A 12,218-nucleotide genomic window follows, 5' to 3' on the forward strand; every position below is an offset into this window, starting at 1 on the left:
AGTGCACCTGATGGGACGCGGCGGGCAACCCAAAGACCGGGAAGACGGTCCAGAGCGTAAATGCATCGCCACGGGTGAGGTGCAACCAAAACACGGTCTGATCCGTTTTGTCATAGGGCCCGAGGGCCAGGTGGCCCCGGATCTGATGGAAAAACTGCCGGGGCGCGGCATCTGGGTGTCTGCGGATCGCGCCGCGATCGACAAGGCGGCGACAAAGGGTCTTTTTGCCCGCGCCGCCAAACAGCCGGTCACCGTGCCGGAAGGACTGTCCGACTGGGTCGAAAAGCTGCTGGCGCAGCGGGTGGTCAATTTGATCAGTCTTGCGCGAAAGGGTGGTCGCGCTGTTTCGGGCTACGAGAAGGTCAAAGGAAGCCTCGACAAGGAAGAAGCCGAAGTACTGATACAGGCCAGCGACGGCTCCGAGCGTGGAAAGTCCAAGCTCAGCACGCCGCATTTCGGCTCTTTCATCGGCTGGCTGACCGCCGATGAACTGGGACAGGCCTTTGGGCGGCAAACCACGATCCATGCGGCACTGTCTGCTGGCGGTTTGACGCAACGTGTTGTAGAGGAAGCGGCAAGGCTCAAGGGCCTGCGCGTTTCGGACGATGGCAGCGGCCATCGGAAAGGGAAGAAGACCAGATGAGCGACAACGACGGAAAGAAGACATTGGGTGTTCGTGGCGGTCCCCGTGGGGGTAGCGTGAAGCAGAGCTTCAGCCATGGTCGGACCAAGAACGTCGTGGTGGAAACCAAGCGCAAGCGCGTCGTCGTGCCCAAGCCGGGCGCTGGCAACGTGGCAGGCGCTGGCAAACCCGCGCCCATTGGTGATCCTTCCAAGCGCCCCGCAGGCATCTCGGATGCCGAAATGGAGCGCCGTATGAAGGCGCTTCAGGCCGCGAAGGCGCGCGAGGGCGAGGATGCCGCGCGCCGCGAGGCCGAGGAAAAAGAGCGCGAGGAAGAGCGCCAGCGCCGCCGCGAAGAGGCTGAGGCCAAGGAGCGCGAAGAGCAGGAGCGCATCGAGGCGCTCAAGGCCAAGGAAGAAGAGGACGAGCGCCAGCGCCGTGCTGCCGCCGATGCGGCCAAGGAAGCTGCCGCCGCCCCCGCCGAGCCGGAAGGCGCCCGCGCCGCCCCGCGCGGTGCGGCCCCGTCCTCGGCCCCCCGCAAGAGTCAGGACCGCGACGCCGAGCAGAAGCGCCCCGCCAAGGGCAAGGGCATGGGCGACGACAATCGCCGCTCGGGCAAGCTGACGCTGAACCAGGCGCTTTCGGGCGGCGAAGGTGGCCGCCAGAAATCCATGGCCGCGATGAAGCGCAAGCAGGAGCGCGCGCGTCAGAAGGCGATGGGCGGCACGCAAGAGCGTGAAAAGATCATCCGCGACGTGCAGTTGCCGGAAACGATCGTTGTGGCCGAGCTGGCTCAGCGTATGGCCGAGCGTGTCGGCGATGTGGTCAAGGCCCTGATGCAGAATGACATGATGGTCACGCAGAATCAGGCGATCGACGCCGACACTGCGGAACTGATCGTCGAAGAATTCGGTCACCGCGTCGTCCGTGTCTCGGACGCAGATGTCGAGGACGTGATCGCATCGGTGGAGGACAAGGACGAGGATATGAAGCCGCGTCCCCCGGTCGTGACGATCATGGGCCATGTCGACCACGGCAAGACGTCGCTTCTGGACGCGATCCGCGATGCCAAGGTGCAGTCCGGCGAGGCTGGCGGCATCACGCAGCATATCGGGGCCTATCAGGTCAAGACCGACAGCGGCTCGCTTCTGACCTTCCTCGACACGCCCGGCCACGCCGCGTTTACGTCGATGCGCGCCCGCGGCGCGCAGGTGACGGATATCGTGGTTCTGGTGGTGGCTGCCGATGACGCGGTCATGCCGCAGACCATCGAGGCGATCAACCACGCCAAGGCCGCCAAGGTCCCGATGATCATCGCGATCAACAAGGTCGACAAGCCCGAGGCGAACCCGCAAAAGGTGCGCACTGATCTTCTGCAGCACGAGGTCGTCGTTGAGGCGATGTCGGGCGATGTGCAGGATGTCGAGGTCAGCGCCAAGAGCGGCAAGGGTCTGGACGAGCTTCTGGAAGCCATCGCGCTGCAGGCCGAGATCCTTGAGCTGAAGTCGAACCCGAACCGCGCCGCCGAGGGTGCCGTGATCGAGGCGCAGCTGGATGTGGGCCGTGGCCCCGTTGCGACCGTTCTGGTGCAAAAGGGCACGCTGCGCCGGGGCGACATCTTTGTCGTGGGCGAGCAGTACGGCAAGGTCCGCGCGCTGATCAACGACCATGGCGACCGCGTCAATGAGGCGGGCCCGTCCGTTCCGGTCGAGGTTCTGGGCCTCAACGGCACGCCCGAGGCAGGCGATGTTCTGAACGTCGTTGCCACCGAGGCGCAGGCCCGCGAGATCGCGGAATACCGCGCCAATGCCGCCAAAGAAAAGCGCGCTGCAGCCGGTGCTGCGGTCACGCTGGACCAGATGATGGCGCAGGCCAAGCAGAACGAGAACGTGGCCGAGTTGCCGATTCTCGTGAAGGCAGACGTTCAGGGCTCGGCCGAGGCGATCGTTCAGGCGATGGAGAAGATCGGCAACGAAGAGGTGCGCGTGCGTGTGCTGCATTCCGGCGTCGGCGCCATCACCGAGAGCGATATCGGCCTTGCCGAAGCGTCGGGCGCGCCGGTCATCGGCTTCAACGTCCGGGCAAATGCGCCCGCACGTCAGAGCGCGAACCAGAAAGGCGTCGAGATCCGGTATTATTCGGTGATCTACGACCTTGTGGACGACATCAAGGCAGCGGCCTCCGGCCTTCTTGGTGCGGAGATCCGCGAGAAGTTCATCGGCTATGCCAAGATCAAGGAAGTCTTCAAGGTCACGGGCGTCGGCAAGGTTGCGGGCTGCCTGGTTACCGAGGGCATCGCGCGCCGCTCGGCCGGTGTGCGCCTCTTGCGCGACGATGTCGTGATCCACGAAGGCACGCTGAAAACGCTCAAGCGCTTCAAGGACGAAGTGGCCGAGGTTCAATCGGGTCAGGAATGCGGTATGGCCTTCGAGAAATACGAGGATATCCGCCCCGACGATGTTATCGAGATCTTCGAGCGCGAAGAGATCACGCGCACGCTGGACTGATCTACACGTGATAGAAATAACGAAGGGCGCCCCGAGTGGCGCCCTTTTTCTGTGCCGATCTTACAGCCAGTCGCGCAGGATCGGGATCAATGGAATATCGGCCGGCGGCATGGGGTAGTCGCGCAACTGGTTTGGGCGCACCCATGTCAACGCCTGCCCTTCACGCCCCTGAACGATGCCGTCCCATTTGCGGCAGGCAAAGAGGGGCATGAGCAGATGGAAATCGTCGTAGCTATGGCTGGCAAAGGTCAGCGGCGCGAGGCAGCTGGCCCAGGTGTCGATGCCCAGCTCTTCGTGCAGTTCGCGGATCAGGGCCGCCTCGGGGCTCTCGCCCGACTCCACCTTGCCGCCCGGAAACTCCCAAAGGCCCGCCATCGACTTGCCCTCGGGCCGCTGGGCCAAAAGAACGCGGCCATCGACGTCGATCAGTGCGACGGCCGAAACCAGAATGACCTTCACGAGCGATAGTCGGCGTTGATGTCGATATAGCCATGCGTCAGATCGCAGGTCCAGACGCGCGCGGTGCCGCCACCAAGGCCCAGATCGACATGGATGATCAACTCCTGCCCTTTCATGTAGGCGGCGGCGCGGTCCTCGTCATATTCGGGGCTGACCCAGCCGTTTTCGGCAACCTTGATGTCGCCGAACCAGATCGACAGCGTATCGCGATCCGCGCGCGCGCCGGATTTGCCCACGGCCATCACAACGCGGCCCCAGTTGGGATCCTCCCCGGCGATGGCGGTTTTGACCAGCGGTGAATTGGCGATGGATTTGGCGTGCCGATGCGCATCGGCGTCGCTGGCGGCGCCGGTGACGGATATCTCGACCAGCTTGGTCGCACCCTCACCGTCGCGCACAACCTGCTGCGCGAGGTCCAGCATGACGCGGCGCAGCCCTTCCATGAAGCCGATGGAATGCTCGGTGATCTGCGCGCCCGAGGCACCCGTCGCGCCGACCAGCAGCGTATCGGAGGTCGATGTATCGCTGTCGACCGTGATGCAGTTGAACGTTGTGCGGTTCAGGGCGGAAACCATGGATTGCAGCACCGGCTGCGGCACGGCGGCATCGGTAAAGATATAGACCAGCATCGTGCCCATATCAGGCTCGATCATGCCCGATCCCTTGGCGATACCCGCGATGCGCACCGTCTTGCCGTCCACATCCACCTCGGTGGCCGAGCCCTTGGGGAAGGTGTCGGTCGTCATGATCGCGCGGGCCGCATCGGCAATGCCATCCTCGCGCAGCGCAGATTTCAGATCGCCCAGCACGGCGATGATTCGCTCGTGTTTCATTGGCTCACCGATCACGCCGGTCGAGGAGGAAAAGACGCGGTGCGCGGGCAGACCGAGCGTATCGGCCACGGCGCCGGTCACGGCGCGCACGGACTCGACCCCGCGCGCGCCGGTAAAGGCATTGGAATTGCCCGAGTTCACGACAATGGCCGCGCCCTCATCTCCGCTGCGGCCGATCTTGGCCTGGCAGTCCAGCACCGGGGCCGACCGGGTGGCCGATCGGGTGAACACCCCCGCCACCGTGCTGCCCAGCGCCAGATGCGCCAGCATCACGTCGGTGCGGCCCTGATAGCGCACACCGGCGGCGATACTGGCAAACCGAACCCCCTTGATCACGGGGAGGTCCGGGAAGGCGGCGGGCGCCAGTGGCGAGACGGAGGTGATCTTGGCCACGTGCGTTTACTCTTCCAGAAGGTTCATCTGATTGAGCACGGTGGGGTCCATCTCATCGCCCGCCTTGCGGTCGATCTTGCTGCTCTCTTGCAGCTCGGTCACCTTCTGCTCGATCGCCTGCTGACGCAGGGCGTCGACGATCTCGGGGCGCACCTGCTCAAGATCGGGGGTATCCTTGGCGCGAGTCTCGATCAGCTTGATCACGTGCCAGCCGAATTGGGTTTGAACCGGATCGCTGATGCTGTCCGCTTCCATGCCTTCCACGGCGGTCTGGAACGGCTCGACCATCATGCCTTCGCTGAACCAGCCCAACGCGCCGCCGGAGGGGCCGGAGGGACCAGTGGAATGCTCTTCGGCCAAGACGGCGAAATCGGCGCCACCGCGAGCTTCTTCGACCAGCGCCTGCGCCTCTTCCTCGGTCTCGACCAGGATATGCGCGGCATTGTATTCGGTGACTGGATCGCCGCCGGTGTAGTTGTCGTCGAAATAGGTCTGAATCGCCTCGTCGGTGACGGCAGCCTCGGAAATCGCAGCCATCTCTTCGGCGGCGATCAGCGCGCGGCGCTCGTTTTCCAGGGCCAGCGCGGCGCGGCGGGGCAGATCGCCCTCATGCGCATCCGACAGCAGCGTCTGCTGGATCAGCTGATCGAGGATGCCGGGAAAGAGCACATCGGCGGGCACTTGCTGAAATTGCTCCGGCAGTCCGGCGCGCAGGATCAGCATGTGACCAAGGGTGATATCGGTGCCATCCACGGTGGCAACGACGGTATCCGCGCTGGGCGCGTCGTCTTGGGCGAGGACCGGCGCAGCGCCGAGTGCCCCCATCAGCATGGCGCAGGTGGCAATCGGTTTGATACGGTCTAGCATTGAACGTTCCTTCACAGTTGTCTTCGGCAGGTGCCGCGCAGGGTGCGCGACGTTGACACTAAGCCAGCAGGCGCTTACATCGCCTTTGAATAAAGGCATATCCCGCTGATACCCCTCCCGAGATAGGGGTGCAATGGAAACGGGACAAGGCATTGCCGAACACGAAGAAATCAAAAGACGGGAACGGATTGCACATGCTGGGTTTAGGAACGGTCGCCCGTAAGGTTTTCGGCACGCCCAATGACCGCAAGGTCAAGGCCACGCGCCCCTTGGTCGCCAAGATCAACGCGCTGGAGCCCGAGATCGAGGCACTGGACGACGCCGGCATCATCGCCAAGACCGATGAGTTGCGTGCGCGCCTGCAGGGCGGCGAGAGTCTTGATGCGCTACTGCCCGAAGCCTTCGCCAACTGCCGCGAGGCCGCGCGCCGCGCGCTGGGCCTGCGGGCCTTCGACGTGCAGCTGATGGGCGGGATCTTTCTGCATCAGGGTAACATTTCCGAGATGAAGACCGGCGAGGGCAAGACCCTGGTCGCGACTTTACCGGCTTATCTCAACGCGCTGACCGGCAAGGGCGTGCATATCGTCACCGTCAACGACTACCTCGCCAAGCGGGACGCCGAATGGATGAGCGCGGTCTTTTCCGCCCTCGGAATGACGACGGGCGTTGTTTATCCCCAACAGCCCGAGGATGAAAAGCAGCGCGCCTACGCCTGCGACGTGACCTATGCCACGAATAACGAGCTGGGTTTCGACTATCTGCGCGACAACATGAAATCCGAGCTGACCCAGATGAGCCAGCGCGGGCATCATTATGCCATCGTGGACGAGGTCGACAGCATCCTGATCGACGAGGCGCGCACGCCCCTCATCATCTCGGGTCCCGCGCAGGATCGCAGCGATCTTTATATCGCCATCGACAAGTTGATCCCCGAACTGGCGGAAGACCATTACAAGGTAGATGAAAAGACCCGCGGTGTGACATTCACCGACGAGGGCAACGAGTTTCTTGAAACCCTGCTGGTCGAACGCGGCATCCTGCCCGAGGACCAGTCGCTCTATGACCCGGAAAGCACCACCATCGTGCACCATGTCAATCAGGGTCTGCGCGCGCACAAGCTGTTCCAGAAGGACAAGGATTACATCGTCCGTGATGACGAGGTCGTGCTGATCGACGAATTCACCGGGCGCATGATGGCGGGCCGCCGTCTGTCGGACGGCCTGCATCAGGCCATCGAGGCCAAGGAGGGCGCCGACATCAAGCCCGAGAACGTGACGCTCGCGCAGGTGACGTTCCAGAATTATTTCCGTCTCTATGACAAGCTGTCGGGCATGACCGGCACGGCGATGACCGAAGCTGATGAATTTGCCGAAATCTACGGTCTGGGCGTGGTCGCCGTGCCCACCAACCGGCCCATCGCGCGGATCGACAAGGATGACGCGGTCTTCCGCACCACCGCCGAGAAGTACAAGGCCGTCGTCGAGGAGATCAAGGAAGCGCATGAGAAGGGCCAGCCGACGCTGGTCGGCACCACCTCGATCGAGAAGTCCGAGATGATCAGCCAGCTACTGACCAATGCCGGCATCCCGCATAACGTCCTCAATGCGCGCCAGCACGAGAAAGAGGCGCAAATCGTCGGCGACGCGGGCAAGCTGGGCGCCGTCACCATCGCCACCAACATGGCGGGCCGCGGGACTGACATCAAACTGGGCGGCAATATCGACCTCAAGATCATGGAGGCGATACACGCCGACCCCGAGGGCGATCCGGCTGAGATCCGCGCCCGCATCGAAGAAGGCCACAAGGAAGAAGAGCAGGCGGTCAAGGACGCAGGCGGTCTCTTTGTTCTCGCGACCGAGCGGCACGAGAGCCGCCGTATCGACAACCAGCTGCGCGGCCGCTCGGGCCGCCAGGGCGATCCGGGGCAATCGTCGTTCTTCCTGTCGCTGGACGACGACCTGATGCGTATCTTCGGCTCCGAGCGTCTGGAAAAGGTGCTGTCCGGTCTTGGCATGAAAGAGGATGAGGCGATCATTCATCCCTGGGTGAACAAGTCACTGGAGCGCGCGCAGGCCAAGGTCGAGGGGCGCAACTTCGATATCCGCAAGCAGCTGCTCAAATTTGACGACGTGATGAACGAGCAGCGCAAGGTTATCTTCAAGCAGCGGCTCGACATCATGCGCGCCGACGACCTGAGCGAGATCGTCAAGGACATGCGCGGCGAGGTGATCGACGATCTGGTCGATCAATACATGCCGCCCAAGACCTATGCCGATCAGTGGGACATGGAGGGGCTGCACGCCGCCATCCTCGAGCATCTGAACATGGACCTGCCGGTGCAGGCATGGGCCGATGAGGAAGGCGTCGACGACGAGGATATCAGCGAGCGCATCGAGAAGCACGCGAACGAGATGATGGCGAAGAAGGCCGTCGCCTTCGGGGCGGGCAACATGCGCATGGTCGAAAAGCAGCTATTGCTGCAGACCATCGACGCCAAGTGGCGCGAGCATCTTCTGACGCTGGAGCATCTGCGCAGCGTCGTCGGCTTCCGCGGCTATGCGCAGCGTGATCCGTTGAACGAGTACAAGAACGAGGCATTCAGCCTCTTTGAGTCGATGCTGGACAGCCTGCGTCAGGACGTGACCCAGAAACTGGGCCAGGTGCAGCCGGTGTCGGAGGCCGATCAGCAGGCGATGCTGCAAAAGATGATCGAGGAGCGCAAGGCGCTCAAGGCTCAAACCGATGCGGCCACTCCGCAGGAGGATGGCCGCGAGACTGCCCAGCGTCCCTCCGAGGCTGCGCGGGAAGGCTTTGACGAGAACGATCCGGCCACCTGGGGCAATCCCGGGCGCAATTCGGCCTGCCCGTGCGGCTCCGGCGAGAAGTTCAAACATTGCCACGGGCGCATCGCCTGATCCACTGATACCACCATCGGGCTGCCACATGGCGGCCCGAATGACTCCGCGCTTATGCCACATGCGCGCCCTTTTCGGCAGGTACCCACCTTGAACGACCTGATCTTACAGGCGTGTGGAGGTAGGGTATGGATAAGCTCAAGATGATCGCGATGGGATGTGGCACGCTGGCATTGGCGCTGGGCGCGGGCCATTTCATGCAATCGCGCAGCGCTGTTGCTCCGGTTGCACAGCAAAGCCCCGCGCCCGTCCTCGGCTCGAGCGTTCCGCAGGGCGCGGCCGCTGCAAATGGGGCGCTGCATCTGTCCTCCATCACGTTGACGTCTGCCGCACCGACATTGCCAAGTGCCGCGCCCGCACCGGGAAAGCTGCCGCACCTGCCGGCACTCAGTGAGATCCGCGAGGCGGCGCTGGACGATGCCGTGGGGCAAATCCTGACCGATGCCCTGCCGGCGGAAGAGCCTGCCCCAAGCCTGATCTGCGACTATTCCCTGCAGGCCGATGCGGCCGCTGGCGCGATGGTCGCGCTGGCGCTGGATGCGCCCTGCGCCCCGGGCGAGCGGTTTACCCTGCACCATAACGGCATGATGTTCACCGAAGTGACGGATGATGGCGGCTATGCCAGCATGCTGGTCCCTGCCTTGTCGCGCCGTGCGTCGTTCATCGCGTCCTTTGCCAATGGACAGGGGGTTGTGGCCAGTGCCGAGGTAGAGGGCATTGGCTATTATCAGCGCGTCGCGGTGCAGTGGCAGGGCGATGCAGGTCTACAGCTTCATGCGCTGGAATTCGGCTCGGATTACGCGGACGAGGGCCATGTCTGGTCCGGCGCCAGCCGCGATGTGGCCGCCGCCGCCGATGGCAACCACGGCTTTCTGACCCGCCTTGGAAACGCGGATCAGCCGAACCCACTGATGGCCGAGGTCTACACTTTCCCCAGCCAGTTGGAGGGCCGCGATGGCCAGGTCGAGCTGCGCGTCGAAGCCGAGGTGACCGAGGCCAACTGCAACCGCGATATCGAGGCGCAGGCCCTTGAGCTGGAGGTGGGCGGTGCGCTGCGCGTCCAGGATGTGACGCTGATGATGCCGCAATGCGATGCGGTCGGGGACTTTCTGGTGTTGAATAATCTGCTGAATGACCTCACGATTGCACGCAACTGACACGCGGGCTTGAGGGCAACCAGATGATACAGCTACGTGCGGCGATCTTCGCCGCACTTTTTCCTTGTCTGGCGGCTATTGGCGCGGCGGCGCAGGACGTCACGCTGACGTCGCGCGACGGGGACGTGACCATCACGGGCGACCTTCTGGGCTTTGACGGTGAATTCTACCGCGTCGATACCATCTATGGCGAGCTGACAGTCGATGGCTCGGGCGTGCTCTGCGAGGGGCCGGGATGCCCCAATCTGAATGCCTATGTGGCCGAAGCGACCCTGTCGGGGGCGCCCACGATGGGCCGCGTCCTGATGCCCGCCCTGATCGAGGCTTTTGCCCTGCGACAGGGGTTGGAGCTGTCGCGCGAGAACAGCACAGACATCGCGTTCAGCTACACGCTTTCGGACCCGCAAAGCGGCGATGCGCGGGGGCAGTTTCACATCCGGCTGACCAATACGGATGAAGGTTTCGCCGATCTGCTGGCGGGCGAGGCTGACATGGTGATGTCCCTGCGCGAGGTTACGCGGGCCGAAGCGATCCGGGGCCGCGAGGTGGGCCTCGGCGATCTGCGCGACGCGCGGCGCAGCCGTGTTCTGGCGCTGGATGCGCTGGTGCCTCTGGTTTCGGCGGGAAACCCGGTGACATCCGTCACTACGCCGCAATTGGCGCAGATCCTGTCGGGCGAGATCACGGATTGGGTCAGCCTTGGCGGCGCGGATGCGCCCATCGCGGTGCATCTGCACGACACCACTACCGGCCTTGGTCAGTCGACCGAGCGGCGGATGCTGCGCGGCGACGCGGGTAGCTTTGTCGAGGGCGCGATCCGGCACCTGGATGGTGAGGCGCTGTCGCAGGCGGTGGCACAGGACCCGTTCGCGATCGGGATCGGCAGCCGGTCGGAAAGGGGTCTGACCTTCGAGTTGGCGCTGACCGGGGAATGCGGCTTTGGCATGACCGCCACGCGCCGCGCGGTCAAGACCGAAGACTATCCCCTGACGGCGCCCATGTTCCTATACCTGCCCGCGCGGCGCCTGCCGAAGTTGATGCGCGAATTCCTCGCCTTCACCCGCGAGCCGGCGGCGCAGCTGGTGATCCGCCGTGCCGGTTTCGTCGATCAACTGCCCGAGGAGATCGCCATCGACGATCAGGGTGATCGCTTTGCCAATGCCGTGCTGCGCGCGGGTGAGGATGTGAGCCTTGAGGATCTGCAGGGCATGGTGCGCGTGCTCAGCCCGCTCAAGCGCCTGACCACCACTTTCCGGTTCGAGCCGGGGTCTGCTCGGCTGGATGCGCAATCACGCTCGAACGTCGATAGCCTCGCGCGCGCGCTGGAAAGCGGGTTCTACGACGGGCGGCAGCTACTCTTCGTCGGTTTTTCGGATGGCGAGGGTCCGGCGGCGGCCAACAGAACCATCGCGCTGCGCCGCGCCGATGCGGTGCGCGATGCGGTGATCCAAAGCGCCGAGACGGCGCAGCTGGATCGGCTGCAACTGGAGACCGAGGCTTTTGGCGAGGCAATGCCAATGGCCTGCGACGATAGCGAATGGGGCCGCGGCGCCAATCGCCGGGTCGAAATCTGGATGCGCTAGCGCTCCGCTTTGGACGTCGCGCCTGGCATCGCATGGTCCACAAGGGGTATTTTTACCAAGAAAAAGCAGGGTGCTGCGCTTAGTCGTCGGAGCGCGCGCGATCCGCCTCGATCCGGTCCATCGCCGCTGTCCACTCGCGGTCGCGCAAAACACGGCGAAAGGCGCGGCGCAACTCGGCGATGCCGTCGCGCTGGTACCAGCGGCCATGCGAGAGGATGATGCGCTCCGGCGCCCATGCAATCATCCGCTCGACAGAGTCGGCCAGCGCGGCCTTGCGAAAGGTCATCCGCATGTCGGGTGGCATCTTGCCATCGCTGTCGTCGATACCGGCGATCCAGACAAGGGGGCGCATCCAGATCGGAAGTTTGGCCGTCTCGAAATTCTCGATGAGGTCGGCCAGAATGAGTGTGTCCGAGGCGCGGTGAAAAAACACCGCCTCCTGGTGCATATTGCTGCCTTGAACGATCATCTGGTCGATCTGGGCCTCCCAGGGGGCGGGCGCGTTCTGACCCAGATCATGATCGAAGGTGACGTTTATCCCCTTCCTCGCCGCGCGGCGGACCACTCCGGGGGCGGCGTGGGCGATTGCCTCGGGATAGGCGCCCTGCCACTCTGCGACAGATGCGTAATGGATCCAGTTGGGCGCGATGAGGTGGCGCACCGGACCGAGTGCGTCCAGTTCGGAACAAAGCTCATCTGTAAGGGCGGTCGGCGAATGCGCCCAGAGATCGCCATTCTGCAGCCGGACCACCGTGCAGCGGGTCGAATAGGGCATGCCGTAAAAGCGCAGCGCAGGCCCGTCGATAACCCAGATATCGTTTGCCACGGGCTTGAGCGTGTTCAGAGGCTCATAGCCCGTGGCATGCGTAGAGTGCGCCAAGG

General features: G+C 63.8%; 9 protein-coding genes. 5 read left to right on the forward strand and 4 right to left on the reverse strand.

The annotated features are described in order from the left end of the window. Positions 1 to 10 precede the first annotated feature (10 nt). Positions 11 to 643: an RNA-binding protein gene (locus ACEWPL_RS08155; protein ID WP_393933295.1), complete on the forward strand. Its 633-nt coding sequence runs from the start codon at positions 11 to 13 to the stop codon at positions 641 to 643. Next, positions 640 to 3,129: a translation initiation factor IF-2 gene (gene infB / locus ACEWPL_RS08160; protein ID WP_393933297.1), complete on the forward strand. Its 2,490-nt coding sequence runs from the start codon at positions 640 to 642 to the stop codon at positions 3,127 to 3,129. The genes ACEWPL_RS08155 and infB overlap by 4 nt, the downstream gene beginning before the upstream one ends. Positions 3,130 to 3,189: 60 nt before the next feature. Here the strand turns inward: infB and ACEWPL_RS08165 are convergent, their stop codons facing one another. From ACEWPL_RS08165 to ACEWPL_RS08175, 3 genes are read right to left on the reverse strand one after another with little or no spacing between them, the layout of a single operon-like run. Next, positions 3,190 to 3,588: a (deoxy)nucleoside triphosphate pyrophosphohydrolase gene (locus ACEWPL_RS08165; protein ID WP_393933299.1), complete on the reverse strand. Its 399-nt coding sequence runs from the start codon at positions 3,586 to 3,588 to the stop codon at positions 3,190 to 3,192. Next, complete coding sequence (argJ, locus tag ACEWPL_RS08170) at positions 3,585 to 4,814, reverse strand: bifunctional glutamate N-acetyltransferase/amino-acid acetyltransferase ArgJ (RefSeq protein WP_393933301.1); 1,230 nt, start codon at positions 4,812 to 4,814, stop codon at positions 3,585 to 3,587. The genes ACEWPL_RS08165 and argJ overlap by 4 nt, the downstream gene beginning before the upstream one ends. Before the next feature lie 6 nt (positions 4,815 to 4,820). Then, positions 4,821 to 5,681, reverse strand: a complete 861-nt coding sequence (locus ACEWPL_RS08175; protein WP_393933303.1) for a peptidylprolyl isomerase — start codon at positions 5,679 to 5,681, stop codon at positions 4,821 to 4,823. 194 nt (positions 5,682 to 5,875) lie between these two features. Here ACEWPL_RS08175 and secA point away from each other — a divergent pair, with 194 nt between their 5' ends. From secA to ACEWPL_RS08190, 3 genes are all read left to right on the forward strand, one after another. Next, positions 5,876 to 8,596, forward strand: coding sequence for a preprotein translocase subunit SecA (secA, locus tag ACEWPL_RS08180; RefSeq protein WP_393933305.1), 2,721 nt, complete (start codon positions 5,876 to 5,878; stop codon positions 8,594 to 8,596). A 128-nt stretch (positions 8,597 to 8,724) separates the two neighbouring features. Next, positions 8,725 to 9,753, forward strand: coding sequence for a hypothetical protein (locus ACEWPL_RS08185; protein ID WP_393933307.1), 1,029 nt, complete (start codon positions 8,725 to 8,727; stop codon positions 9,751 to 9,753). A gap of 23 nt (positions 9,754 to 9,776) precedes the next feature. Continuing rightward, entirely contained in the window at positions 9,777 to 11,336 is a 1,560-nt protein-coding gene (locus ACEWPL_RS08190; RefSeq protein WP_393933309.1) for a substrate-binding domain-containing protein, read from the forward strand. Positions 11,337 to 11,415: 79 nt separating this feature from the next. Here the strand turns inward: ACEWPL_RS08190 and ACEWPL_RS08195 are convergent, their stop codons facing one another. Further along, positions 11,416 to 12,216, reverse strand: a complete 801-nt coding sequence (locus ACEWPL_RS08195; protein WP_393933311.1) for a DUF4336 domain-containing protein — start codon at positions 12,214 to 12,216, stop codon at positions 11,416 to 11,418. Positions 12,217 to 12,218: the final 2 nt, after the last annotated feature.

This window comes from Roseovarius roseus (assembly GCF_043355935.2).
Classification (GTDB): Bacteria; Pseudomonadota; Alphaproteobacteria; order Rhodobacterales; family Rhodobacteraceae; genus Roseovarius; species Roseovarius roseus.